Genomic DNA, 25,248 nt, shown 5'->3' with positions numbered 1-25,248 from the left:
CGTCGCCTCCGCAGACAGCACTCCGTCAGGTCGAGTGCCAATGATAGTCGCCGAGGAGCCTTGACGGTCACCGCCGGGCCCGGTCGGGGGGTCGATCGCCGGGCCGGTAGGCTCGCCGGTCGTGATGAGCGGGTGGATCGTGGCTGCCGGGGTGATCATCGTCGCCTATGTGATCGGCACCGCACCCGCCGCCCAACGGGTGTCGCGGCGCACTGGTCACGACCCGACCGCTGAGGGGTCGCGCAACCCGGGCGCCACCAACGTCTATCGCCTGTCCGGGCGGGTGGCCGGTGCATCGGTGCTGGCCATCGACCTCGGCAAGGGAGCGGCCGCGGCCGGGCTGGGCATGGCTCTGGGCGGTCGCGAGCTGGCACTGGCCGCGGGAGCGGCCGCGGTGCTCGGCCACGTCGTTCCCGTCACCCGGAGGCTGCGGGGCGGCAAGGGGGTCGCCACCGCCGGTGGCATGGCCCTGGTCCTGTGGCCCGTCCCCAGCGTGGTGCTGGTCCTGATCTTCGTGATCGCCGCGGTCGTCGTGCGGATCGCGGCGGTGGGGTCGCTGGTCATCGCCGCCGCGCTGCCGGTGGGTGTGGCCATCACCGGCGCCCCCGGTGTCGAGGTGGGAGTCGCGGCGGGGGTGGCGATGCTGGTGGTCGCCCGCCACCATGAGAACATCCGGCGCCTCGTCACCGGCCGGGAGCAGGCCACCCTCGACACCGACACCGACACCGACGCCGATACCGCCGCCGATACCGATCGGGCTGCGGGCACGCCCCCTTCCCCCGACCCAACCCGGAGACCTCTCGAATGACCACCGTCACCAAGGCCGTCATCCCCGCCGCGGGCTGGGGCACGCGCTTCTTGCCCTTCGCCAAGTCGGTGCCCAAGGAGATGCTGCCGCTCATCGACCGTCCGGCGATCCAGTACATCGTCGAGGAGGCCGTGGCCGCGGGGATCGACGACGTCGTGGCCGTGGTGAGCCCCCACAAGAAGGCGATCGAGGACCACTTCGACCGCTCCAAGGAGCTGGAGGCGGTGCTCGACGCCGGGGGTAAGACAACCGAGCTCGCCGAGGTGCGGGCCCTGGCCGACCTGGTCGACCTCCACTCGGTGCGCCAGGGAGAGGCGCTCGGCCTCGGTCATGCGGTGGGGATGGCCCGCCACCACGTGGGTGACCACCCGTTCGCGGTGCTGCTCGGCGACGACATGATGCACCCCGACTCGCCCCTGTTGCGCGACATGATCGCGGCCACCGAACGGACCGGTCGCTCCACGATCGCCCTCATGCGGGTCCCCCAGGAGGACATCTCCCTCTACGGCGCCGCCTCGGTCGAACCCCTCGACGGCGAGGACTCACTGGTGCGGGTCACCGGGTTGGTCGAGAAGCCACCGGCTGACGAGGCTCCATCGGACCTGGCCGTCGTGGGCCGCTACGTGTTCACCCCCGAGATCTTCGACCACATCGACCGGACGCCGCCGGGGCGAGGCGGCGAGATCCAGCTCACCGACGCCATCGCCACCCTCGCTGCCAGCAGCGGGGTCAACGGTGTGGTGTTCGAGGGCGGGCGCTACGACGTCGGCAACAAGCGGGACTACCTGCGCACCGTGCTCGAGTTGGGTGCCGAACGTCCCGACCTGCGCGACGACGTGCTGTCGGTGGTGGCCGAGTTCGCTCGCCGCGAGGGGCTCGTGTGATTCCGCTGACCGATGCCCGCGACCGGGTGCTGCGCGACTGCGTCCGGCTCCCCGAACAGGTGGTGGAGCTGCGCGGCGCGCTCGGGCTCGTGACGACCCAGCCGGTGGTGGCCACCGAGCCGGTGCCCCCCTTCGCCAACACCGGCATGGACGGCTTCGCGGTGGTCGCCGCCGACACCGCCGGCGCCGGCGACCAGCAGCCGGTGACCCTGGAGGTCGTGGGCACCGCCGCCGCCGGCTCCTCGGGCGACGTGCCCGTCGGTCGGGGCCAGGCGGTCCGGATCATGACCGGTGCACCCATCCCTCCCGGCGCCGACGCGGTGGTGATGGTCGAACGGTGTCGGCCCCTGGACGACGGCAATCGGGTCGAGGTGGCCACGGCTGTCGTTCGCGGCAACCACATCCGTGCCGCTGGGGAGGACCTCGAGCCTGGCGACGAGGTGATCCCCGCCGGTACCGCGCTCGGCCCCGGTCACCTCGGTGTCCTGGCGAGCCTCGGTCACACCCGGGTGGCGGTCACCAAGCGGCCCCGGGTCGGGGTCATGTCCACCGGCGACGAGCTGGTCGAGGGGCCGGCCGAGCTGGCGCCGGGCCAGATCCGCGACAGCAACCGGCACACGCTGCTCGGCCTGCTCGCCGACCTCGGGTGCGAGCCGGTCGATCTCGGGATCGTGGCCGACGACGCTGCCGCCATCCGCGCCGCGGTCGAGCAGGCCGCCGACGACTGCGACGCCCTGGTCACCTCCGGTGGGGTGAGCATGGGCGACTTCGACTACGTGAAGGCGGTCCTCGACGAGCTCGGCGACATGGAGTGGATGCAGGTGGCCATCAAGCCGGCCAAGCCGCTGGCCTTCGGCACCGTTGCGGGAACACCGGTCTTCGGCCTGCCCGGCAACCCGGTGTCGTCGATGGTGTCGTTCGAGCTGTTCGCCCGGCCGGGGCTGCGCCAGATGATGGGCCACCCCGACTGGGGCCGCATGGTCATCGCCGCCGTCGCGCCCGATGGCCTGCCCCGCCGGTCCGATGGCAAGACCCACTTCGTGCGGGTCCGTCTCGAGACCGACCAGCTCCACGGGGTCGTCGCCACCTCCGCCGGCGGCCAGGGATCGCACCAGCTCACGGCCATGGCCGACGCCGACGGGCTGGCCGTGGTCGACGACGGTGACGGCGTTGCTCCCCTGGGCGTCGTGCCGGTCGTCGTCCTGCGGGGTCTCCCCGGCGCGTTGCCGGGCTGAGGGACCGATTGGGCGAGCGACGCCAAGCGGCGCGATCGGCGTAGGCTGTGGTCGATGACCGAGTCCCTCGTCGACGGCTACGGGCGCGTGCACCGCGACCTGCGCATCTCTGTCACCGACCGCTGCAACTTCCGCTGCACCTACTGCATGCCGGCCGAGGGGATGGACTGGTTGCCTCGCGCGGACGTGCTGAGCTTCGAGGAGATCGAGCAGATCGCCCGGCTTCTGGTCGAGCGCTACGGGTTCGACAGCATTCGCCTCACCGGGGGCGAGCCGTTGGTCCGCGCCCACCTCCCGGTGCTGGTCGCCAAGCTCGCCGCCCTCGGTGTCGACCTGTCGCTCACCACCAACGGGTCCACCCTCGCTCACTCCGCCGAGGAGCTGGTCCGGGCAGGGTTGGGTCGGATCAACGTCTCGCTCGACACGCTGCGCCCCGACCGCTTCGTCGAGATCACCCGGCGCGACGAGCTCGAGACGGTCCTCGCCGGCATCGACGCCGCGCTGGCGGCGGGCCTGTCGCCGGTGAAGATCAATGCGGTGATGATGCGGGGGGTCAACGACGACGAGCTGGTCGACTTCGCCCGCTTCGGCCGCGAGCGTGGCGTCACCGTCCGCTTCATCGAGTTCATGCCGCTCGACGCGACCGGAGAGTGGACCGACGACCAGGTGGTCACCCACGCCGAGATCGTCGAGCGGATCGGCGAGGTCTTCCCGCTCGAGCCCCTCGGCGAGGCCGTGCGCGGGTCGGCACCGGCCGAACGCTTCCGCTACCTCGACGGCGGTGGAGAGATCGGCGTCATCGCCAGCGTCACCCAGTCGTTCTGCTCGTCGTGTGACCGGGTGCGCCTCACCGCCGAGGGACAGCTGCGCGCCTGTCTGTTCGCGCTCGAGGAGACCGGCCTGCGCGATCTGCTGCGCTCCGGCGCCTCCGACGACGAGCTGGCCGCTGCAGTCGAGTCGACGGTGGGGTCGAAGTGGGCCGGACACAACATCGGCGACGCCGTGTTCATCCGTCCCAACAAGTCGATGAGCCAGATCGGCGGCTGATCCGGCCCGAAACCCGCTGGGTCGGTTCACCGAATCGTTCCTACAGTGCTGGCCCATGGCCGCCGAACCGCCTCCATCAGAGCTCAGCCGCGTCCGTCGCAACCCGTCCCGGGCCGCCTACGACACCGAGTCGGTCAACGCGGTCCTCGACGCGGGCGCGCTGGGCCACGTGGGCATCGTCGCCGATGGTCGGCCGGTCGTCATCCCGATGCTCTATGGCCGTGACGGCGACGCGCTGTACCTCCACGGATCGGTCGCCAGCCGACTCCTGCGTCACCTCAGTGGGGGTGCGCCGGTCTGTGTCGAGGTGACCCATGTCGACGCGCTGGTGCTCGCCCGATCGGCGTTCCACCATTCGATGAACTACCGGTCCGCGGTGGTCTTCGGTACCGCGGTGAGGGTTGACGGCGACGAAGCCGAGCTCGGGTTGCGGGTCATCACCGAGCATCTCGTCCCCGGACGGTGTGGGCCGGGCTGGTTCCGGTCGTGGGTGGCTTCGGCACGCCGGTGCCCGACCCCGACCTGGCGCCGGGCGTCGGCGTCCCGGCCTCGGTGGCCGCACTCGTCGGCGGTTGAGCGTCGCGCCACCTGGCCGGGTCGGCGGTGGTCGGTAGACTCGGGCGATGTCCGACCACCACCTCACCCACCTCGACCCGCTCGGCCGGGCCCGAATGGTCGATGTCACCCCCAAGGACCCCACCCACCGCCGGGCGCTGGCCCGAGGCCGGGTGCACATGCAACCCGAGACGGCGTCGCTGGTGGCCCGGGGTGCGCTCACCAAGGGCGATGTGTTGTCGGTGGCCCGGGTGGCGGGCATCCAGGCCGCCAAGCGGGCACCCGACCTCATCCCGCTGTGCCATCCGCTGCTGATCGGGTCGGTGCTGGTCAACTTCCGCATCGAGGACGACTACATCGAGGTCGAGGCCCAGGTCGACACCTTCGATCGCACCGGTGTCGAGATGGAGGCCATGACGGCGTGTTCGGTCGCCGCCCTCACCATCTACGACATGTGCAAGTCGGTCGACCGGTCGATGGTCATCGGCGACGTGACCCTCTGGGAGAAGACCGGAGGCCGCTCCGGCACCTACCGGCGTGAACCCGAGCCCGGAGCCGACGGTCAGCTCTGAGACCGGTTGTGGCGCGCGACGCCGATTCGTAGTAGAACCGTCACAATCGTCGTGAGCCTGTCATCTTCTCTCCGGGGGTGGCGGCACAGCGGTGGGAGTGTTGCTTCGGCGGAAGCTCTACAGCCGGATTCCGAGGAGAAGCCAACCGAATGAACTATGCGCTGACGGCCCTGCTGGTGTTCTGCCTCATCGCATGGGGGTTCGTGCTGGTCCCTCCCGCTGTTCGCCTCCTGAACGGTGTGGTGCGGCCGTCGGACTCCATCAGCTCGTTCCGCAACAAGATGTCGGTCCTGTCCGGCTCCACGCCGTCCACGTTGCGCGGCGCCGGCGTCGCGGCCGCTCCGGCGGGTCCCCGTGCCGGTCGTCCGGCTGAGCCCGAGCCCGAGGTCGAAGGCTTCGGCATCGACCTGCGCGACGGTGCCGACCACGCGGTCCTCGACCTCGCCGCCCACCGCCGTGCCCGCCCGAACGGTGCCGATGTGGCCCGTCGCCGCGCCGCCAAGCGCCGTCGGCGCAACATCTTCACGGGGTTGCTGGCCGCCTTGCCGGTCACCTTCCTGCTGGCCGTGGTGTTCGGTGGTCCCGCCTGGGTGCTGTTCATGCTCACGATGGTCGCCTTCGCGGCCTACACGGCACTGCTGTGGCAGATGCAGCAGGCCGCGCTCGAGCGCGGCCGCAAGGTCGCGGTCCTCCCGACTGGTCCCGGTGCAGTCGCCCAGCGTGGCGAGGCGCGCCACGTCTCTCTCGTCGCTCGCTGATCGAGCGACATCACCGCGGTCGGGCGACGCTCTCTGAGCGGCTACGCTCGTGCGCGCTGGCGGTCCGGCACCGGCCCGACCGTCCCACCCCTAGCGGGGCTGTAGCTCAGTTGGCTAGAGCGCCTCGGTCGCATCGAGGAGGCCGCGGGTTCGAATCCCGCCAGCTCCACCACTCACGGCCATACAGTCGAGGACTGTGAGCCTGCGGATCGAGGACTACGCCATGATCGGCGACACCCACACGGTGGCGCTGGTCGGCACCGACGGGTCGATCGACTGGCTGTGCCTGCCCAGGTTCGACTCGCCGTCGGTGTTCACCCGGCTGCTCGGCACCGCCGACCACGGGCACTGGCAGATCTCGCCCCGAGGCGGTGTTCGCCGGGTCACCCGCCGCTACCGCGCCGACACGCTCATCCTCGAGACCGATCTCGAGACCACCGATGGCGAGGTTCGCCTGATCGATCTGATGCCGGTGCGCGACGGTCGAGCCGACGTGTTGCGCATCGTCGAGGGCCGACGCGGGCGGGTCCCGATGCGCATGGACCTGGTGCTGCGGTTCGACTACGGCAGCATCGTCCCGTGGGTGGAACGGATGAACGGGCGGCTGCTCGCCTTCGGTGGGCCCGACGCGATGCTCCTCGAGACGCCGCTGCCGACCCACGGCGAGCACCTCACCACCGTGAGCGAGTTCGAGGTCTCCGAAGGCGATCGGATCCCGTTCCGGCTCACCTGGTTCCCCTCCCACGAGCAGCCCCCGGCCAGCGGGCTCGACTGCGAAGCCGATCTCGCCGCCACCGAGCAGTTCTGGACCGACTGGTCGTCGGGGTCGCGGCTCGGGGCCGAGTGGCGCGACGAGGCCATGCGGTCGCTGATCACCCTCAAGGCCCTCACCTACGCCCCCACCGGGGGCAGCGTCGCCGCCCCCACCACCTCGCTACCCGAGCACCTCGGCGGTGTCCGCAACTGGGACTACCGCTACTGCTGGCTTCGCGACGCCACCTTCGTGCTGTCGGCGTTCATCAACTCCGGTCATCGCGCCGAGGCCGAGGCGTGGCGCGGCTGGCTGATCCGCGCCGTCGGCGGCGACCCCGACCACCTCCAGATCATGTACGGCATCGGTGGCGAACGCCGCCTGCCCGAGCACGAGCTCGACTGGCTGCCGGGACATGAGGGGTCGCGCCCGGTGCGGATCGGCAATGGGGCTGCCCCCCAGCTTCAGCTCGACGCCGCGGGCATGGTGTTCGACGCGCTCCACCTGGCCCAGACGAAGGGGGTTGCCGGACCCGGCGACGAGGTCTGGGCGGTCAAGACGGGCATGCTGGACCTGCTCGAGCGGCGTTGGGTCGAGCCCGACTCCGGATTGTGGGAGGCCCGGGCGGAGCGGCGCCACTACACCCACTCCAAGGTGATGTCGTGGGTGGCGTTCGATCGCGCGGTCAAGACCATCGAGAGGTACGGGATGCGAGGCCCCCTCGACCGTTGGCGTGCGGTGCGCCAGCAGATCCACGACGAGGTCTGCGAGCAGGCGTGGAGCGACCGCGTGGGAGCGTTCACCATGTCGTATGGCTCCGACCTCCTCGACGCGTCGTTGCTCACCATGCCCTTGGTGGGGTTCCTTCCTGTCGACGACCCGCGGGTGCAGGCCACGATCCGGGCGATCGAGCAGCAGCTGGCCTTCGGTGACTTCCTGTTGCGCTACGAGACCCCCGACAGCGGGGTCGACGGCCTGCCGCCGGGCGAGGGGGCGTTCCTGCTCTGCACCGCATGGCTCGCGAACTGCTACGCGATGGCGGGCAGGCTCGACCGGGCCCGTGACCTGACCCGGCGGCTGATCGCGATCAGCAACGACGTCGGCCTCCTCGCCGAGCAGTACGACCCCGTCGAGGCCAGGATGCTCGGCAACTTCCCACAGGCCTTCTCCCACCTGGGGTTGGTGAGCGCGATCAACGCCATCAACGGGTGGGGTCCGCCGTCGGAGCCCGAGGAGTGACCGCGGGGGCTCGACCCGAGGTCACCACCGACCCCGAGCGGGCGGTCGCCGTGCTGGGCTCGGGGGGACTGGTCGCCATCCCCACCGAGACCGTCTACGGGCTCGCGGCCGACGCCACCCGGCCGGAGGCGGTCCGGGCGGTGTTCGCCGCCAAAGGACGTCCGTCCGACCATCCCCTCATCGTCCACGTGGCCGGAGCCGACGAGCTCGACCGGTGGGCGGCAGACGTTCCCGGCACGGCCCGCGCGCTGGTCGATCGCTGGTGGCCAGGTCCGCTCACGGTGCTGTTGCGGCGGTCCTCCCGGGTGTTGGACGAGGTGACCGGTGGGCGTGACACCGTTGCCCTGCGGTCGCCCGCCCATCGGTTGGCCCACGCCGTCCTGGAGGGATTCGGTGGGGGTCTGGTGGCACCTTCGGCCAACCGGTTCGGACGGGTCAGCCCCACCACCGCCGCCGACGTGGTCGCCGAGCTGGGCGCTCGTGTCGACCTTGTCCTCGACGGTGGCCCTTGCGAGGTGGGTGTGGAGTCGACGATCGTCGATCTGAGCGGTGGGGTCCCCGTCGTGTTGCGGCAGGGCGGGGTCTCCGCGGGCGACATCGAAGCGGTGCTCGGGGTGCATGTCCAGGTCGCCGAGCAGGGTGCCACGCCTGTCGCACCGGGCATGTTGGCCTCGCACTACGCCCCCGACGCGCGGGTGGTCGTGCTCGATCCCGAGACGGGCGCGCCGGAGGTGGCCCAGGCCATCGGTTCGCTCGCCGACGGCGGGGCCGATGGAACCTTCGGCGTGCTCGCACCCGAGCACGTGGCCGGTCTCGACCCGTCGGTCGTGCAGCTCGCACCGGCGGGCGACGCGGTGAGCTATGCCCGGGTGCTGTACTCGCGCCTGCGCGAGGCCGACACCAGGGGTATCGACTGTCTGGTGGTGGTCCCGCCGCGCCCCGAGGGCATCGGAGCGGCGGTGCTCGACCGTCTCACCCGTGCCGCCCATCGCCCCTGATCGGACGAGGTGCCCACTCTCAGTCGGGCGCGGTCAGCACCTCGGGGCCGTTGTCGGTGACGAGGATGGTGTGTTCGAACTGGGCGGTGCGCAGGCCGTCGGTGGTGACCGCGGTCCACCCGTCGGGCCACAGGTGGAACCGGTAGGAACCCATCGTGATCATCGGTTCGATGGTGAAGGTCATGCCCGGTTCCATGATCGTGGAGGCGTGGGGCGTGTAGTAATGGGGGATCTGCAGGTCGGTGTGGAACTGCTCGCCGATGCCGTGGCCGATGAAGTCGCGGACCACGCCGTAGCCCTCGGCTTCGGCGTGGTCCTGGATCGCCTGGCCGATGTCGGAGATGGGCCGTCCCGGCTTCACGGCGTCGATGCCCCGCTCCATCGATTCGCGGGTGACCCGGACCAACCGCTGGGACTCGGGGTCGACCTCGCCGACGAGGAAGGTCGCGTCGGTGTCGCCGTGCACGCCTTCTCGGAACACGGTGACGTCGAGGTTGACGATGTCACCCTCGCGCAGGGCCCGGTCGTCGGGGATGCCGTGGCAGATGACCTCGTTGACCGAGGTGCACAGCGATTTGGGGAAGCCCTGGTAGTTGAGCGGGCTGGGGTAGGCGTCGAGCGCGACCGACTCGGCGTGGGCGATGGCGTCGAGCTCGTCGGTGGTGATGCCAGGAGCGATGTGTGAGGCGGCGGTGGCCAGCACCTGGGCTGCGGCCTTGCCGGTGCGGCGCATGCGCTCGATGACCTCGGGGCTCTTGACCCTGGGTTCGGGGCGACGGACGGCCTTGCCGGTGTTGGCGTAGGGAGGGCGTTCGATGTGGCCGGGCACCTCGCGCATGGGGGTCTGTTCACCGGGGCGGAGGCGCAGCGACGAGTCGCCGTGGCAGCGCTTGAACTTGGTGCCGCTGCCGCACCAGCAGGGCTCGTTGGCCTTGGGGGGCCGCATCGGGGTTCGAACGATCATCCTCTGATTGAACCAGCAGGTGGCCCCGGTTGCACCCCGCCTGGTCTCTCGGCTGCGGCTGCCCACCTCGGGGGGCGGGTCAGCCAGCCCCCTCTGTGCCGGGGGGAGAGAAGCCACGTGCGAGCGACACCGGATCGGCCGCTGCATCGTCCGCGGGGGCAGATCCTGCCGCGCTGCACGCGCTCGCGAGGAGCACCGCAACGATGATCGTGGCGACCACCTGGCCTGTTCGCATCACTCGCCGTTCCATCCAACCTGTCCTCCCCTCGAGCCGCCGAGGAAGAGATGGAGGTTCACTCGGGTCGAGCGTACTGTGCGTCCATGACCGAACACCACGGTGCACTGATCGTCGGACCCGGACCGATCGCCCACCCGTCGGGCGCCGGGCTCCTCACCGACACAACCTTCGTGGTCAAGGACCTCTTCGATGTGGCTGGTCAGCGCACCGGTGCCGGGAACCCCGAGGTCCTCGAAGCCGCCCATCCCGCTCGGGTCCACGCCGCCGCGGTGGAGAGGTTGCTCGCCGCCGGCGCCACCTGTGTCGGCAAGTCCCACACCGTCGAGACCGCCTATGCCCTCTCGGGCGTGAACGACCACTACGGCACTCCTGTCAACCCGGTCGACCCCGCTCGCGACCCCGGCGGTTCGTCGAGCGGGTCGGCGGTCGCGGTCGCCGGAGGCCTGGTCGACTTCGCCCTCGGTAGCGACACCGCTGGGTCGGTGCGGGTGCCCGCGTCGTACTGCGGGATCGTCGGCGTCCGCCCCACCCACGGCAGGGTGCCCCTCGACGGGGTGTTCCCCCTGGCCCCCCGCTTCGACACCGTGGGCTGGTTCGCCCGCACCGGCGAGCTCGCCCGCACGGTGGGTCGGGCGCTGCTGGACACTCCCGGTCGTCGGCCGGGGCTCGGGCGGCTGGTGGTGGCGACCGACCTGTTCGGTCAGTGCGACCCAGGGCACGGTGAGACGATCGACGGGGTCGTCGCCGGGATCGGTCGGGTGCTCGGAGCCGAGGTCGAGCCGGTGCGGTTCTGGGGCGAGGGTGAGCGTGGTGAGTGGCCCGCGGTGTTCCGCACCCTGCAACGGTTCGATGCCTGGCGGACCAACCGCCACTGGATCGAGACGTTGCAGCCGAGGTTCGGTCCTCGTGTCGCCCCCCGGTGGGAGGAGGCGGCCGCGGTCACCCCGGAGGAGAACGAGGCCGCGGAGCGACTCGCGGCTCTCCTCTCGGAGCGGGCGTGGGAGCTGCTGGGCGGCGACACCGTGTTGGTCGTGCCCTCTGCCCCCGGCCCGGCCCCGTTGCTCGACGCCGATCCCGGCGAGGTGGCTGCCACCCGCCGCCGGCTCATGGCCCTCACCACCATCGCTCCGGTCGCCGGGCTGCCCGAGGTGTCGCTGCCGCTCATGGGTTTCGACGGCCTGCCGGTCGGGATCGGGCTCATGGCCGGCCCCGGCAACGACGAGCTGTTGCTCGACCTCGCCGCCGCGCTCGTCTAGCCGGCAGGCCGCTCGTCGGGGGCCGACAGCGCTGAGGTGTGGTCCGGCGGGGTGCCCGGCTCGTAGTGCGATGGTGGCACCCCGATGTGCATCTCCAGGCGTCGGACCCGTTCGAGGGTCTCCTGGGAGAGGCCGCGCTGCTTGCTCAACAGGTCGGCGAGCACCCCGACGGCCATGACCTGGACGGCGGCGATGGCGAAGATCGCGCCCAGGATGATCGACTGGACCCGTCCGGTGCCGTCGCCCTGCACCCAGCTCGACAGGAACGGGTACCACGACGCCAGGGCGGCGAGGCCGAGCAGCGCGGCGACGATGGTGAAGGTGCGCAGCGGTGAGTAGAAGGTGGCGACCCGCAGGATGCCGCCGATGCTGCGGCGGATGTAGTCCCAGTTCGAGCGGAACAGGCGGGACGGCCGCTCGACCGGGTTCTTCGTGACCGACACGTGGCCAACGGTGAGAGGTCCCGCCCCGGCCTGGATGAGGGTCTCGAGGGTGTAGGTGAACTGGGACAGCACCACGATGCCCAGCGCAGCGTCGCGACTGTAGGCCCGGAACCCCGAGGTGGCGTCGGGGACCGGCATCCCCGCCGCCCGGCTCACCACCGAACTGCCCAGCCGTTGGAGGCGCCGCTTGGTCCACGAGAAGTCGGCCACGTCGCCCACCCCGCGGTCGCCGACCACCAGGTCGGCCTCTCCGGCGAGGATCGGCGCGACGAGCCGTGGGATGTCGGCCGGGTCGTACTGGCCGTCGGCGTCGGTGTTCACGACCACGTCGGCGCCGAGCTTGAGGCAGGCGTCGATCCCCGCCTGGAACGCCACCGCCAGCCCCTTGTGGGTGGGGAGTCGTACCAGGTGGTCGACCCCGCCGTCGCGGGCCACCGCCACGGTGTCGTCGGTCGATCCGTCGTCGACGACCAGCCACTCGACGCGGTCGAACCCGTCGATCTGGCGCGGCAGCGCGGCGAGGGTGGCCGGCAACGTCTCGGCCTCGTCCAGGCAGGGGATCTGGATGACGAGCTTCATCTGCGCCACACGCTAGGCCGTCAGGCCACCTCGACCCGGATGTGGTGGCGGCCGGTGGCACCGCTGGGGGCCGGTGGCTGCTCCTCGGCGGTCTGGACCTCGCCGGTGCCGTCGGTCGAGCGGACCCGGATCTCGTGGCTGCCGGGTGTTGCCTCCCAGCGGTGCAGCCACTGCCGCCAGGCGTGGTCGCCGATGGGATCGGACAGCTCGGCGTCGACCCACGGCCCGTCGTCCACGCGCACCTCGACGCGGTCGATCCCGCGGCTGGGCGCCCAGGCCACCCCGGCCACCGCCACCGGCCCTGCCGCGACCTGTGACCCGTCGGCGGGGACGTCGATGCGGGTCTGGGTGTGGACCGGGCCCTCCTTCGACCAGCCGCGAGGGATCCAGTAGCCGTCGAACCCGTCCCAGGTCCTCAGCTCGATCGACTCCAGCCACTTGGTGGCCGACACGTAGCCGTAGAGCCCCGAGACCACCAGGCGGGCCGGGAACCCGTGGCGCAGGGGGAGCGGCTCGCCGTTCATGCCGATGGCCACCAGTGCCGGCCGGCCGTCGTCGAGCGCCGCCAGGGGGAACCCGGCGGTGAAGCCGTCGACGGATCGACCGACGACCTGTTCGGCTTCGGGAGCGATCCCTGCCCGGTCGAGCAGGTCGGTGAGGGGCACGCCCAGCCAGCGGGCGTTGCCGACCAGGTCGCCGCCCACCCGGTTGGACACGCAGGCGAGGGTGACGTCGGTCTCGACGAGGGACATGGCCGACAGCTCGTCGAAGGTGAACGTCAGGGTGCGCTCGACCAGGCCGTCGATGGTGAGCGACCACCGGTCCGGTTCGACCTGGGGAACCCTCAGCGCGGTGTCGATCCGGAAGAACGAGTCGTTCGGCGTGTACAGGGGCGCCAGCCCGTCGATGTCGGCGAAGGAGGCGTCGGCCAGTGGGATCGTGCTGGTCGGGGTGGGCAGCTCGACTGCTTCGCGAGCGACCTCGGCGGGTGAGCGGCCGGCGACCACCCCGGCCCCGGATGCGGTCAGTCCGGCGAACGCGGTCGCGGCGCCGGCGAACCCCAGGAAGCTCCGACGCGAGGCGTGGGGGTCGGTGGGTGATTCGATCTGGTTGGCGCCCAGGGGGATGCGTCCGTCGCCGGCGGTGAGCAGCAACCAGAGGGTCGCGATTCCGACCCCGGCGGCGGCGACGGCCACGGTGAGCGATCCGGCCGCGGTCGCGGCGACCTCGCCGGATGCGGCCGCGGCGCCGAGCATCCCGAAGCCGGCGAAGCCGACGAGCCCGACTGCGGGGGTCTGGACCGAACGGCGACCCAGCGCCCCACCTACCACGAGGGACACGACGACGATGGCGGTGAGCAGCACCGGCTTGTTGGCGGTGCCGAGCGCATCGATAGCCGATCGGGTCACATCGCCCGGCGAGCGGTCGATGAGCCAGCCACCGACGCCTGCGACCAACGACGGCAAGCTCGAGCCGAGCGAGGCGACGAGCTCCCCGAACCCCAGTGCCGTGCCGGCGGCGACCACCCCGGCAACCGTGCCTCGCCAGGGCTCGGCATGGAGGTGATGGGGTGGTCGGCGTGGCGCCTCTACGTCGCCCTCGAGGCTCATGAACCGAAGGCTATGCCCGCAGTTGCGGGTTCGGGTCACCGGCAGGGATTTGGGTGGGTGCTGTGCTGGGTACGCTCCGGACGTGACCGTCCCGACCCGCCCGCGCCTGGCCGCTCTCTTGCTCATGCTGGTTGCGCTGGTTGGTGCCCTGTCAGGTTGTGGCGGCTCGGGCGGCGATGATGACGAGCCCGATGAAGACACGTTCTGTCGGTTGGCGCGGGTGAACGAGCCGGTTGCCGAGGCCGACGCCGTGGTGCTGCGTCGGCTGGACGAGCTGGCTCCACCGGCGGTCGATGCCGCGGTCGATGTGCTCCGAGAGGCGGCGGAGGAGCTGGAGGAGGCGACGCCCGGGTCCGACGACGCCATCGCCCTCGAGTTCGAGATCCGGTTCCGGGAGGACTACCTCGCCGCCCGCGAGCAGGTCGAGACCTTCATCGCCGCCGAGTGCGAGCGGGAGCCCGAGGCCGGGGACGACGACGAGGAAGAAGCGGTGGTGCCCGGCGATGGAGGCGATGTCGACAAGCGCGACGAGAAGGGTTCCGGCGCCGAATCGTGAACGGCGGTCCTCCGATGGCAACCGGTCCTGGCATGATGGTCTGACGACTCATCGAGGAGGGAATCAGCCGATGGCGCTCAAGATCGAGGTCGACTTCGACCGGTGCGAGAGCAATGCGGTGTGCATGCAGGTCGCGCCCAAGTACTTCGAGGTGCGTGACGACGACTTCCTGTACATCCTCCAGGAGGAGGTCGACGCGGGAGACGAGGCTGCTGCACAGGAGGCGGTCGACCGCTGCCCCAAGCAGGCGATCTCGCTGGTCGAGAGCTGAGGCGCTGATCTGGCTGTGCGCAACATCACGATCGTCGGCGCGTCGCTCGCCGGCTACCGGGCCGCCCAGACCCTGCGGCGTGACGGGTTCGACGGGACCGTCACCCTGGTGGGCGATGAGCCTCACCGGCCCTATGACCGCCCCCCGCTCTCGAAGAAGGTGCTGTCGGGTGCAGCCGAGCCCGATTCCATCGCGCTCGAGCGTGACGGCGACGACCTGGACGTCGACTGGCGCCTGGGTGAGCGGGCCGTCGGTTTCGACGCCGACTCGCGCACGGTCCGGCTCGGGGGCGGAGACGAGCTCAGCAGCGACGGCGTGATCCTCGCCTGCGGCGCCCGGCCCCGCTCGCTGCCGGGCACCGACGGCCTCGACGGCATGCACCTGTTGCGCACCCTCGACGACTCCCTCGCGCTGCGCGAGGCGTTCGAGTCGCGACCGAGCCGGGTCGTGGTCATCGGCGCCGGGTTCATCGGGGCCGAGGTGGCCGCGACCGCTCGGGGTATGGGCCTCGACGTCACCCTCGTGGAGGCGTTGGATCTGCCTCTCGCCCGGGTCCTGCCCCCGATGATCGGTGAGCTCTCCGCCGCGGTGCACCGCGATCACGGCGTCGACCTGCGACTGGGCGTGGGGGTCGACGGACTGGAGTCGGGCGACGACGACCGGGTGCGTGCGGTGCGGCTCGCCGACGGCTCGCAGATCGAAGCCGACGTGGTGGTGGTCGGCATCGGTGTCGTCCCGAACACCGGGTGGCTCGAGGGATCGGGGCTCACCCTCGACAACGGGGTGGTGTGCGACGAGACGACCCTCGCCGCTCCCGGCATCGTGGCCGCGGGCGATGTGGCCCGGTGGCCGAACCCGCTGTTCGACGAGGTCATGCGGATCGAGCACTGGGACAACGCGGTGGCCATGGGCCAGCACGCGGCTCGCCGCCTGCTCGCCGGCGATGGGCCGGGCGAGCCCTTCGCTCCGGTGCCCTACTTCTGGACCGATCAGTACGACACCAAGCTCCAGCTCGTGGGCCGGGCGGGGCCGGACGATGCCGTCGAGGTGGTCGACGGCTCGCTCGATGAGCGCCGGTTCGTGGCCATCATCGGCCGTGGCGACCGTCTGGTCGGGGCGGTGGGCATGAACCGGCCCCCAGCGGTGATGCGCTGGCAGTCACGCATCGCCGAACGGATGTCGTGGGACGAGGCGCTCGCGCTCGCCGAGTAGCCCGCCCCATGGCCGGCCCACCTTCGCACCCACCTCCCGCCCACCTCCCGCCCAAATTGCGCGGATCTGTCGCGCTGAGCGCGACGCAGGCGCGCAGTTTCGATGGAGGGGTCGGGCTCGGTCGGATACATCTGGTCCCTCCCTGGCAGTAGGATCGACGCTGGGTCGTGACTGGCGTTCGGGTGGAGCACACCACCGGGGAGCGGCCTCGTACCGCGGAGGTTGCGGTGCGCGTCGTGCCGTGCGCCTGGGCCACCACATCGCTTCATCCTGGAGGCCGTCATGAGCACCCCCGAGACCACTGCCTTTCGATCGGCGCTGTCGGTCGTCGAGGCGTCCGAGCCCCGCATCGCCGCCGCCATCGGCGCCGAGCTCGACAACCAGCGGCGCCAGCTCAAGCTGATCGCGTCGGAGAACTACGCCTCGCCCGCCGTGCTGCTGGCCATGGGCAACTGGCTGAGCGACAAGTACGCCGAGGGCACGCCCGGCCACCGCTTCTATGCCGGTTGCGAGGTGGTCGACGAGGTCGAGCGCATCGCCGCCGAGCACGCCCGCGAGCTGTTCGGCGCCGAGCACGCCTATGTGCAGCCCCACTCGGGTATCGACGCCAACCTGGTCGCCTTCTGGGCCATCCTCGCTGCCCGGGTCGAGGCGCCACGGTTGTCCGAGCTGGGGGTCGGCCACGTCAACGACCTGAGCGACGAGGACTGGGACCAGCTGCGCCACGACCTCGGCAACCAGCGCTTGCTCGGTCTGTCGCTCGACGCCGGCGGGCACCTCACCCACGGCTTCCGGCCCAACATCTCCGGCAAGATGTTCGACCAGCGCAGCTACGGCGTCGACCCGCACACTGGCCTGCTCGACTACGACGCCATCCGGGCCCAGGCCCAGGAGTTCCGGCCGTTGATCCTCGTCGCCGGCTACTCGGCCTACCCCCGCAACCCCAACTTCCGGATCCTGCGCGAGATCGCCGACGAGGTCGGGGCCACCTTCATGGTCGACATGGCCCACTTCGCCGGACTGGTGGCGGGCAAGGTGCTCACCGGCGACTTCGACCCGGTGCCCCATGCCCACGTGGTCACCTCCACCACCCACAAGTCGCTGCGGGGCCCTCGTGGCGGTCTGGTGCTGTGCACCGAGGAGTACGCCGAGTTCGTCGACAAGGGCTGTCCGATGGTGCTCGGCGGCCCGATGGGACATGTCATGGCGGCCAAGGCGGTTGCCTTCGCCGAGGCCCGCCGCCCCGAGTTCGTCGACTACGCCCAGCAGATCGTCGCCAACTCCCAGGCGCTGGCCGATGCGCTGATGAAGCGCGACATCACCGTCGCCTCGGGTGGCACCGACAACCACATCGTGTTGCTCGACGTGTTCTTTAGCGTCGGGCTCACCGGTCGCCAGGCCGAGTCGGTCCTGCTCGACGGGGGAGTGGTCACCAACCGCAACTCCATCCCCAACGATCCCAACGGCGCCTGGTACGCGTCGGGCATCCGGATGGGCACGCCCGCGCTCACCACCCTGGGCATGGGCACCGCCGAGATGGACGAGGTGGCCGACATCATCGCCTCGTTGCTCAAGGCGGCCGAGCCCAACCTCACCAAGAGCGGCGCCCAGTCGAAGGCGAAGTACACCCTCGACGAGTCGGTGGCCGCCGATGCCCGCACGCGTTGCGCCGAGCTGCTCAGCCGCTTCCGTCTCTATCCCGAGGTCGACCTGGGCGGCTGAACGAGGAGCCCGCATGGTACCCACCGCCGGACCGTGAGGCGGACGATGGATGGTGAGCGATGCGAGTTCGTGTGATCGCGCCGGTCCTGGTGCTCGCCGGTGCCGGGTGCAGCGATGACGGCCATGGTGCCAGATCTATCTGCCCTGAGCTTCAGGGTGTTCGCTCGATCGTGCCGTCTGCCATGACGTGTGTCGTGCCTGCCATGTGACCACAACCTTCGATAGTGTGGTCACATGGAGATCGGGGTTCGCGAGCTGAAGGCTCGGCTGTCGGAGTACCTCGGCAAGGTCGAGGCCGGCGAGTCCGTTGTGGTGACCGATCGTGGACGACCGGTCGCTCGCCTGGTGCCCTTCGCCGCCGAGTCCGCGATCGAGCGCGGCATCGACGAGGGATGGATCGAGGCACCACGCCGAACGGGTTTGGCCGCCGCTCAGCGCCATCGGTCGCCCATGGGAGCGCTCGAGGTCCTCGACGAGGATCGCGGGTGACGCTCTACGTCGACTCGAGCGCATTGCTCAAGCGTTACGTGGACGAGCACGACTCCGAGGCGGCGGTTGGGCTGATGGCGGCGGACCCGGTCCTCGTCACCTCACGCCTCACTGAGGTCGAGGTTCGCCGCAACCTCAGTCGGTTGCTCGACGGCTCGGCACTCAGCTCCAGTCGCGAGCAGTTCTCCCGGGATCTCGACGCGTTCGCGCTGGTCGGGCTCGACCCCACGACGTGCAACGAAGCGGCACGGATCGCCGAGGTCACGCTGTGCCGCTCGCTCGACGCTCTTGCATCGTCGGCGTGCTGGGCCAGCTACCGCCGTGCTCACCTTGACGTCCACCGGCCCAGGCGACTCGCTCTCTCGGATGGCCTTCGACCGACTTGGCGCCCAGTGCGGCCACCGTCACCGGCGAGGGCAGGCACCATCTGTCTCGCGGTTGGGCTCGCCTCGATAGTCCGGCGACTCTCTGGTGGATGTACTGAAGCTCTGCAGCTCCTGCGGCAGGTGATCAGCCTCGGCAGTGGGCCGCGCCGCGCCGGCGAGCTCGCAGACGAGGTCGGGGCTTCCGCATCGGCCCCCAGTCGCCACCTCAAGTTGCTGCTCGACGCCTCGATCGTCGAGGACGAACGCATCCCAGAGGACGCACGGGTGCGGCTGTTCAAGCTTCGCCCGGACTCCCTCGTCGCCGTCCAGGCGTACCTCGACCAGCTACATGCCGAGTGGCGCGACCAACTCGGCTCGTTCAAACGACACGTGGAGGCCAAGGACCAGTGAGCGCCATGACCACCGGGATCGACGTCGAGGTCGATCCCATGGCCGCCTTCGTGGCCTTCACGGAAGAGTATGACCAGTGGTGGGGCGACGGCCCGATCGATGCCGACCAGTCGTGGCGGCTGGTCGAGCGACGAATCGAGCCCGGGGTCGGCGGGCGACTCGTCGAGGACCACGGAGACGAGGAACGCGTCTTGGGCACGATCACCGTCTGGGAACCTGGCGCTCGGCTCGCGTGGACCACGCGCGATGACGTCACGATCGAGGTGACCTTCGCCCCACACGCAGACGGGACTCGTGTCACCGTGACCGGACTCGTGCCAGACGGAGTCGACGGCACTGCGCAGCTGTCGATGTTGAGGATGGCTCCGCAATGGTTTCCTCGCCACATCGCCCGCCGCGAGGCTGGACGGAGACGCCCGCACCCTGGACGACTCGGTCTTGGGCTGCGCTCGGCAACTCCTGCGGCAACTGCTCGCTGGCTGGCCGACGTGTTCCAACTCGAATGCACGAGCGACATCCCCGAGACCGAGGGCGACCCCTTGTACACGTGGATCGAGTTCCGCATCGGAAACGGCCTCGTCGTGCTGTGGGGCGGAGGCGGAACGATAGGGACCGACACGCCGATCGTCTTCGTCGATGATCTCGATGCCCACCTTGAACACGCCGGGGCCTCGGGTGCCGAGATCATCACGACGATCACCGAGCACGGCTACCGCTCATACACGGCCAAGGACTGCGAAGGCCGACACTGGCAGTTCGCCCAGCCCGGACCACGCATCGGCGAGTGATTCCTCACACCCTCGTGACGACGAGATCCTCGAGCTCGGGAAAGTCATCGTCCTGAGTCACCACCGGGAACGTCGAGGGCCATTGCGGTCGCGGCGATCCACGAGTCGTTGACCGGCATCCGTTGGCCGCTGTCGCGCAGCAGCACGCGCAGGCGAGCCCACGTTGCGGCGATCGAGTCGTCGATCGGGACCGGGCTCAACTGCAACGCAGCGGTCAGGGTGGCCAGCCGGCGATCGCGGCCCGCGACGGTGCTGGCTGCCAGGACACCGGCCCGAAGCTCGCCGATCGTGATGATCGACACGGCCAGCTCATCTGGCAGCGCCTCGACCGCCAAGGGGCGACCGTCCTCGCGGGCGATGAAGATCGACGTGTCGGCGAGACCGCGGCTCACGACAGGGGGAGCTCGTCGGTCATCTCGCCGGCAAGCTCCTGGAGGTCGCCGGCGAGACCGGGATCGGCCTGTTGGCGGAGCACGGTCGATGCGAACTCGTCGCGGGGCACCCAACGAGGTCGGCGTCCGATCGGGGCGAGGACGGCGGTGGGCCGGCCGTCGACGGTGATCGTGAGGGTCTCGCCCGACTCGACGCGGTTGAGCAGCGACCGTGTGGAGTTGCGCAGCTCGCGAGAGGCCACCTCGGACATGCGACAAGTGTAGCAAGTATGCGACACGAAGGGCAGGGCTGTTCGGCGCTACCAGGTCATCGTCACGCAGCGGTCGGCGAGCGTGCCGGGCGACCAGCGACCCCACACACCGAGCACCGCACGGCGCGAGTACTCGGTCCAACCCATGGCGTCTGGTGCGAGGGTGCGGCGCACGGTCTGGGTGAGGCCGCCCTCGTAGACCGTGTAGCCGGCCCACACGCCGGGGAAGTCCTTGGTCGAGCCGACCTCGGTGGCCACGACCGGTCCGTCGCGACGGGCCCGGTTGCGGTGGGTGTGCCCCGAGGTGAACAGCGCCCGTGGGTTGGCTCGCCCCACCGCCGTCATGAACCGTCGGGCCTCCCGTCCGGGAATCCCCGGCGGCCAGAACCACGGCATCTCGAAGCGCTGGGGATGCTGGTGCATGGCGATCAGCACCGGCAGGTCGGTGCTCGCGGCGAGGTCCGCGACCTCCTCGGCGAGGTGGGCGACCGCTCCGAGGCCCCGCCCCTCGACCGTCGAGTTGACCAAGATGAGGCGCAGGCCCGGGAGGTCGTGGTGCGACAGGTGGTCGACGATCTCGACGCCGCTCATCGGCAGGGGAGACGGCGCGTTCATGGGCCGGTTGGGCTTCACCTCGTGGTTCCCTGGCACCAACGTCGTCGGCAGCCCGGTCGTGGCCAGCAGGTGGTCGGCCACCTCCCACTCGTGCGGTCGGCTCCGCTCCACGAGATCACCCTTCACCACCAGGTGCTCGGCGCCCCACGCGGCCGCTTCGGCCAGCGCGGCGCGGCCGCACCGGTAGGCGTGGGGGTGATCGGCGGGCCGCCGTTCGCGCATCCGCCGCGAGAGCCCGAAGTGGTCGAGTCCGATGTGGATGTCGCTCACCGTGGCCAGGCGGAACAGCTCCTCGCCCGGGGGCGGAGCCGGGGTGCGAGCGGTGAGCGTGCGGCTCAGCCCGGCCGCCTCGACCCGGACGCGGTAGCTCGCACCGGGGCGAAGCGGCTCGACGACGACACCCCCGGGTCCCCCGTCGCTGTCGGCCAGCACCTGATGGTCGCCGACCAGCACCCGGACCGGGCCCGGGGGGAGGCCCACCCACGTCAGCTGGACGGCACGGGGCTCGATCGCGAAGAGCTCGACCCGTGGACCGCCCCAGCTTCGAGGTGGATATCCCGCCACCGCGGTTCAGGACACCGCGTCGGCGATCCGTCGCGACTCGCGCTCGCGCAGCCCGACGTTGACCCGCATCGCCTCGAGGTGCTGGGCGAGGGTCTTGGTGGCCTGGGGGAGCGGATGGTCGGCGAAGAACGCCTCGACGTCGGCGGCCAGCTCCGGCGTGGACATCGAGCGCACCCCGTCGAGCATCCTCACGATGGTCATCGACGGCAGCCGTTCGTTGACCGCGTCCCACCGGTCGCGGACGAACTCCCACGCCCGGGGGCCGTGCTCGCGGTTGTGCATCGCCCGGCGGAGCACGAAGGCCGCGTCCTGGGTCCGTACGGCGTCGGTCAAGCTCATGTCGAGCAGCCGGACGAACTCGGCCTCGCCGGGGAAGTCGGCGAGCGTGTGCAGGTAGCGCTGGCGTTCCTGGGGGGTGTCGGCGTGCTCCTGGTGTTCGACAAAACGGTCGAAGTCCTCGGCGGTGCCGGTGGCGGCCACGACCTCGACCGAGGCGGCAACGAGCGCGGGATCGAACCCTGACTCGCCTGCCAGTGCCCGGTCGTGGATCGAGCGGGCCCGCTCGATCGCGGCGGTGTCGTCGCCGAGGATGGCGAGGGTCCGCACCAAGGTCCCCCGCAGCTGGCGATGCCGTTCGTCCTCGTCGCCGGTCGGTTCCCAACCCATCCGGTCGAGGGCCGGCGCGACGATCGAGCGGACCGTTGCCGCCCAGGGGTCACGAGCGTCGTCGGGCACGATCCGGTCGAGCGAACCAAGCCCGGCGGCCAGCCGCTGCCACACGGCGAGATCGTCCTCGTCCACGGCGAGCCGGCGGCACAGGTCGAGGAATCCAGGGGCATCGAGCTCGGCCGCCAGGACCGCTGCCCAGGCGTCGTCGACCAGGCTGTACCGCTCGAGGTTCGACAGCGAACGCCGGGCCTCGATGAGCGCCTCGCGGGCTGCGGGCGCGTAGTGGGCCCGGTAGAACCCGGTGCTGTCGGCGTTGACCAGCACCCAGTCGGCCGGCGAGTCGAGCTCGACGGTGACGGTGTCTCCGTCGAGCAGGACCCGTTCGATCGACGAGGTGGTGCCGCGGCCGATGCGCAGCGTGACCGGCACCGCCCACTGGGCCCGGTCGTGGCCGTCGCCGGCGGGGTCGAGGGTGCGGAAGCGTTCCTGGGTGAGTCGGACTCGGCGCCCGTCGGCCTCGGTGTCCAGGCTCACCGCGGGGAACCCGCCCTGGTAGATCCAAGTGTCCATGATGCGGCGAACCGGCTCGTCGCACACCGAGTCGATGGCGTCCCACAGATCGGTGGTGTCGGTGTTCCCGTACTCGTGGGTGCGCAGGTACTGGCGTATCCCCGCGCGGAACACGTCGGCGCCGAGGTACTGCTCGAGCATCCGCAGCACCGCCGCTCCCTTCTCGTAGGTGAGGATGTCGAACATGCCCTCGGCGTCCTCGGGCGAGATCACCGGAAACTCGATGGGACGGGTGTTGGCCAGCGCATCGACATCGAACGCGGCGGTGCGCGCCAACCCGAAGCTGACCCAGCGCTGCCACTCGGGCCGGTAGGCGTCGGTGGCCAGCATCTCCATGAAGGTGGCGAAGGCCTCGTTCAGCCAGATGCCCTCCCACCAGCCCATGGTCACCAGGTCGCCGAACCACATGTGGGCCAGCTCGTGGGCGACCACGTCGACCAACCGCTCGAGCTCGGGTTGGGTGGCCGAGTCGGGGTCGATGAGCAACAGCACCTCGCGGAAGGTGACACAGCCCAGGTTCTCCATGGCCCCGAAGGCGAAGTCGGGCACCGCCACGAGGTCGAGCTTGTCGCCGGGGTAGGCGATGTCGAACCAGTCGGCGAAGAAGTCGAGGCAGAACACCGCCGCGTCGAGCGCGTAGGGGGTGAGGTGACCCTTGCCGGGCGGGTGGACGAGGCGGATCGGCACCCCGCCCTTGGTGGTGACCGGGGCGGTGACCTCCAGCGGGCCGACGATGAAGGCGACGAGGTAGGTCGACATCGCCATCGTGGTCGCGAAGCGCACCCTTCGCCGACCGTCACCGGTCTCCTCGTCGCCGATCTGGGCTGCGTTGGAGATGGCGGTGAGCCCCTCGGCCACGACGAGGGTGACGGCGAACGTGGCCTTGAAGTCGGGCTCGTCCCAGCAGGGGAAGGCCCGACGGGCGTGGGTGGACTCCATCTGGGTGACCGCGATCGTGCGCGGCTCGCCGGAGTCGTCGGTGAAGGTGCTCCGGTAGAAGCCGACCAGCTTGTCGTTCAGCTCGCCGTCGAAGTCGAGGTCGAGGCGCCAGTGGCCGGGCGCGGCGGCCTCATCGAGATCGATCATGGCCCGCTCGGTGCCGGGGTCATAGGCGATGTCGCCGGTCAACGTCGTGCCGTTGGGCCCGACCAGACGAGCCGAGGTGATGTCGAGGTCGAGGGCGTTGAGCACCAGCTCGTCGGCGGGCTCGATGACCTCGAGGTCGATCTGGACCGAGCCTGCGAAGCGGGCCGAGTCGAGGTCGGGTTCGAGCACCAGCGCGTAGTGCGAGGGCACGACCGTTCGGGGAAGGCGGTAGCGGTCGATCTCGGTCGAGGCGGTCTCGGAAGTCACGTGGGGGCAGCTCCGGTGAAGGTGAGTTCCGTGGAGCGTACCGGGTAGGGTCGACCGGCCATATCGAGCGTTTGCAGGAGTGTCATGAGTTACTCGGTCATCGGAATGGGCAATGCGATCGTCGACGTGATCAGCCACGTCCAGGACGACTTCATCGATCAGTACGGCCTCGATCGGGGCGCCATGCGCCTCATCGACGCCGAGGAGGCCACCGGGCTCTATGCCGCCATGCCTCCAGGGATCGAGTCGTCGGGTGGTTCGGCGGCCAACACGATCGCCGGCATCGCCAGCCTCGGCGGCGACGTCGCCTTCATCGGCAAGGTGCGCGACGACCAGCTCGGCGAGGTCTTCGCCCACGACATCCGTGCCGCCGGGGTCGACTACCAGGTGTCGCCGGGCACCAACGGCGATCCCACCGCTCGCTGTCTGATCGCGGTCACCCCCGACGCCCAGCGGACGATGAACACCTTCCTCGGCATCTCGAGGAACCTGTCGCCCGCCGACGTCGACGAGGATCTGGTGGCCTCGGCCGACCTCATCTACTGCGAGGGCTACCTCTGGGACGTCGAGGTGGCCAAGGAGGCCATCACCAAGGGCCTGGACCTCGCCCACCGGGCCGGCAACAAGACCGCGCTGGCGCTCTCCGACGGGTTCTGTGTCGAGCGCCATCGGGACGAGTTCCTCGACCTGGTGGAGCACAAGGTCGACGTCTTGTTCGCCAACGAGGTCGAGATCTGCTCGCTCTACGAGGTCGACAGCTTCGACGAGGCCCTGCAGCACGTGCGGGGCCACTGCGAGATCGCCTGCCTCACCCGCAGCGAGAAGGGCTCGGTCATCGCGGCCAACGGCGAGATCCACGTGATCGATCCGCACCCGGTCGACGACGTCGTCGACACCACCGGTGCCGGCGACCTGTACGCGTCCGGGTTCCTGTACGGGTTGTCGGCCGGCTACGACCTGGCGACCTGTGGCCGGTTGGCCTCGCTCGCCGCGGCCGAGGCGATCAGCCACCTCGGAGCCCGCCCCGAGACCTCGCTCGCCGACCTCGCCCGACCGATGCTGCACTGACCCTCCAGGTCCGCC

At 70.5% G+C, this 25,248-nt stretch carries 25 protein-coding genes, 1 tRNA gene and 1 riboswitch; of the genes, 18 read left to right on the top strand and 8 right to left on the bottom strand.

Annotated features, from left to right (window positions below; translation table 11 throughout):
* Window positions 1-124 precede the first annotated feature (124 nt).
* From U5K29_11100 to moaA, 4 genes are read left to right on the top strand one after another with little or no spacing between them, the layout of a single operon-like run.
* Entirely contained in the window at window positions 125-808 is a 684-nt protein-coding gene (locus U5K29_11100; GenBank protein MDZ7679087.1) for a glycerol-3-phosphate acyltransferase, read from the top strand.
* On the top strand, window positions 805-1,692 hold the full coding sequence (gene galU / locus U5K29_11095; protein ID MDZ7679086.1) for a UTP--glucose-1-phosphate uridylyltransferase GalU: 888 nt from the start codon (window positions 805-807) through the stop codon (window positions 1,690-1,692). Before U5K29_11100 ends, galU begins: the two co-directional genes overlap by 4 nt.
* Window positions 1,689-2,927 (top strand): gephyrin-like molybdotransferase Glp, encoded by a 1,239-nt coding sequence (gene glp, locus U5K29_11090; protein MDZ7679085.1) that lies wholly within the window; start codon window positions 1,689-1,691, stop codon window positions 2,925-2,927. Before galU ends, glp begins: the two co-directional genes overlap by 4 nt.
* A 54-nt stretch (window positions 2,928-2,981) precedes the next feature.
* Window positions 2,982-3,974, top strand: coding sequence for a GTP 3',8-cyclase MoaA (moaA, locus tag U5K29_11085; GenBank protein ID MDZ7679084.1), 993 nt, complete (start codon window positions 2,982-2,984; stop codon window positions 3,972-3,974).
* Window positions 3,975-4,050: 76 nt separating this feature from the next.
* Here moaA and U5K29_11080 read toward each other — a convergent pair whose 3' ends face one another.
* Complete coding sequence (locus U5K29_11080) at window positions 4,051-4,422, bottom strand: hypothetical protein (protein ID MDZ7679083.1); 372 nt, start codon at window positions 4,420-4,422, stop codon at window positions 4,051-4,053.
* A 175-nt stretch (window positions 4,423-4,597) separates the two neighbouring features.
* Here U5K29_11080 and moaC point away from each other — a divergent pair, with 175 nt between their 5' ends.
* From moaC to U5K29_11055, 5 genes are all read left to right on the top strand, one after another.
* The gene (moaC, locus tag U5K29_11075; protein MDZ7679082.1) at window positions 4,598-5,101 is read left to right on the top strand and encodes a cyclic pyranopterin monophosphate synthase MoaC; all 504 of its coding nucleotides are present in this window, start codon (window positions 4,598-4,600) and stop codon (window positions 5,099-5,101) included.
* A 149-nt stretch (window positions 5,102-5,250) separates the two neighbouring features.
* On the top strand, window positions 5,251-5,859 hold the full coding sequence (locus U5K29_11070) for a hypothetical protein (GenBank protein ID MDZ7679081.1): 609 nt from the start codon (window positions 5,251-5,253) through the stop codon (window positions 5,857-5,859).
* Between the two features lie 95 nt (window positions 5,860-5,954).
* A tRNA-Ala gene (locus tag U5K29_11065) sits at window positions 5,955-6,031 on the top strand.
* Window positions 6,032-6,055: 24 nt separating this feature from the next.
* Window positions 6,056-7,849, top strand: coding sequence for a glycoside hydrolase family 15 protein (locus U5K29_11060; protein ID MDZ7679080.1), 1,794 nt, complete (start codon window positions 6,056-6,058; stop codon window positions 7,847-7,849).
* Window positions 7,846-8,847, top strand: a complete 1,002-nt coding sequence (locus U5K29_11055; GenBank protein MDZ7679079.1) for an L-threonylcarbamoyladenylate synthase — start codon at window positions 7,846-7,848, stop codon at window positions 8,845-8,847. Before U5K29_11060 ends, U5K29_11055 begins: the two co-directional genes overlap by 4 nt.
* Window positions 8,848-8,866: 19 nt before the next feature.
* On the opposite strand, the gene map is transcribed toward U5K29_11055, so the two are convergent.
* Entirely contained in the window at window positions 8,867-9,793 is a 927-nt protein-coding gene (map, locus tag U5K29_11050) for a type I methionyl aminopeptidase (protein ID MDZ7679078.1), read from the bottom strand.
* A 339-nt stretch (window positions 9,794-10,132) separates the two neighbouring features.
* On the opposite strand from map, the gene U5K29_11045 reads away from it, so the two are divergent.
* Entirely contained in the window at window positions 10,133-11,305 is a 1,173-nt protein-coding gene (locus U5K29_11045) for an amidase (GenBank protein ID MDZ7679077.1), read from the top strand.
* Here the strand turns inward: U5K29_11045 and U5K29_11040 are convergent.
* On the bottom strand, window positions 11,302-12,327 hold the full coding sequence (locus tag U5K29_11040; GenBank protein MDZ7679076.1) for a glycosyltransferase family 2 protein: 1,026 nt from the start codon (window positions 12,325-12,327) through the stop codon (window positions 11,302-11,304). The two genes, U5K29_11045 and U5K29_11040, sit on opposite strands and share 4 nt — an antisense overlap.
* Before the next feature lie 20 nt (window positions 12,328-12,347).
* Window positions 12,348-13,937, bottom strand: a complete 1,590-nt coding sequence (locus U5K29_11035; protein ID MDZ7679075.1) for a molybdopterin-dependent oxidoreductase — start codon at window positions 13,935-13,937, stop codon at window positions 12,348-12,350.
* Window positions 13,938-14,019: 82 nt separating this feature from the next.
* On the opposite strand from U5K29_11035, the gene U5K29_11030 reads away from it, so the two are divergent.
* The 7 genes from U5K29_11030 to U5K29_11000 all read left to right on the top strand — a co-directional run bounded on the left by U5K29_11030 (window position 14,020) and on the right by U5K29_11000 (window position 19,751).
* Window positions 14,020-14,493: a hypothetical protein gene (locus U5K29_11030; GenBank protein MDZ7679074.1), complete on the top strand. Its 474-nt coding sequence runs from the start codon at window positions 14,020-14,022 to the stop codon at window positions 14,491-14,493.
* A gap of 70 nt (window positions 14,494-14,563) precedes the next feature.
* The gene (locus tag U5K29_11025) at window positions 14,564-14,764 is read left to right on the top strand and encodes a ferredoxin (GenBank protein ID MDZ7679073.1); all 201 of its coding nucleotides are present in this window, start codon (window positions 14,564-14,566) and stop codon (window positions 14,762-14,764) included.
* A gap of 15 nt (window positions 14,765-14,779) precedes the next feature.
* On the top strand, window positions 14,780-15,976 hold the full coding sequence (locus U5K29_11020) for an FAD-dependent oxidoreductase (GenBank protein ID MDZ7679072.1): 1,197 nt from the start codon (window positions 14,780-14,782) through the stop codon (window positions 15,974-15,976).
* A gap of 157 nt (window positions 15,977-16,133) precedes the next feature.
* A riboswitch (ZMP/ZTP riboswitch) is annotated at window positions 16,134-16,236 on the top strand.
* Window positions 16,237-16,258: 22 nt separating this feature from the next.
* Window positions 16,259-17,698 carry a glycine hydroxymethyltransferase gene (locus U5K29_11015; GenBank protein ID MDZ7679071.1) on the top strand — a complete coding sequence of 480 codons (1,440 nt, stop codon included), beginning with the start codon at window positions 16,259-16,261 and terminating at the stop codon, window positions 17,696-17,698.
* Window positions 17,699-17,932: 234 nt separating this feature from the next.
* Window positions 17,933-18,187 (top strand): type II toxin-antitoxin system prevent-host-death family antitoxin, encoded by a 255-nt coding sequence (locus U5K29_11010; GenBank protein ID MDZ7679070.1) that lies wholly within the window; start codon window positions 17,933-17,935, stop codon window positions 18,185-18,187.
* Window positions 18,184-18,963 carry a PIN domain-containing protein gene (locus U5K29_11005; protein ID MDZ7679069.1) on the top strand — a complete coding sequence of 260 codons (780 nt, stop codon included), beginning with the start codon at window positions 18,184-18,186 and terminating at the stop codon, window positions 18,961-18,963. The genes U5K29_11010 and U5K29_11005 overlap by 4 nt, the downstream gene beginning before the upstream one ends.
* A gap of 5 nt (window positions 18,964-18,968) precedes the next feature.
* Window positions 18,969-19,751, top strand: coding sequence for an SRPBCC domain-containing protein (locus U5K29_11000; GenBank protein ID MDZ7679068.1), 783 nt, complete (start codon window positions 18,969-18,971; stop codon window positions 19,749-19,751).
* A 44-nt stretch (window positions 19,752-19,795) separates the two neighbouring features.
* Here U5K29_11000 and U5K29_10995 read toward each other — a convergent pair whose 3' ends face one another.
* The 4 genes from U5K29_10995 to U5K29_10980 form a co-directional block, all read right to left on the bottom strand.
* Window positions 19,796-20,143, bottom strand: a complete 348-nt coding sequence (locus U5K29_10995) for a PIN domain-containing protein (protein MDZ7679067.1) — start codon at window positions 20,141-20,143, stop codon at window positions 19,796-19,798.
* The gene (locus tag U5K29_10990; GenBank protein ID MDZ7679066.1) at window positions 20,140-20,394 is read right to left on the bottom strand and encodes a type II toxin-antitoxin system prevent-host-death family antitoxin; all 255 of its coding nucleotides are present in this window, start codon (window positions 20,392-20,394) and stop codon (window positions 20,140-20,142) included. Before U5K29_10990 ends, U5K29_10995 begins: the two co-directional genes overlap by 4 nt.
* 48 nt (window positions 20,395-20,442) lie before the next feature.
* Window positions 20,443-21,489 (bottom strand): metallophosphoesterase, encoded by a 1,047-nt coding sequence (locus tag U5K29_10985; GenBank protein ID MDZ7679065.1) that lies wholly within the window; start codon window positions 21,487-21,489, stop codon window positions 20,443-20,445.
* Window positions 21,490-21,579: 90 nt separating this feature from the next.
* The gene (locus U5K29_10980; protein MDZ7679064.1) at window positions 21,580-24,165 is read right to left on the bottom strand and encodes a M1 family metallopeptidase; all 2,586 of its coding nucleotides are present in this window, start codon (window positions 24,163-24,165) and stop codon (window positions 21,580-21,582) included.
* Window positions 24,166-24,249: 84 nt separating this feature from the next.
* Between U5K29_10980 and U5K29_10975 the strand changes: the two genes are divergently transcribed.
* The gene (locus U5K29_10975) at window positions 24,250-25,233 is read left to right on the top strand and encodes an adenosine kinase (protein ID MDZ7679063.1); all 984 of its coding nucleotides are present in this window, start codon (window positions 24,250-24,252) and stop codon (window positions 25,231-25,233) included.
* Window positions 25,234-25,248: the final 15 nt, after the last annotated feature.

Source organism: Acidimicrobiales bacterium (assembly GCA_034521975.1).
Lineage (GTDB): Bacteria > Actinomycetota > Acidimicrobiia > Acidimicrobiales > SKKL01 > SKKL01.
This window is presented reverse-complemented; position numbering and strand designations above follow the sequence as displayed.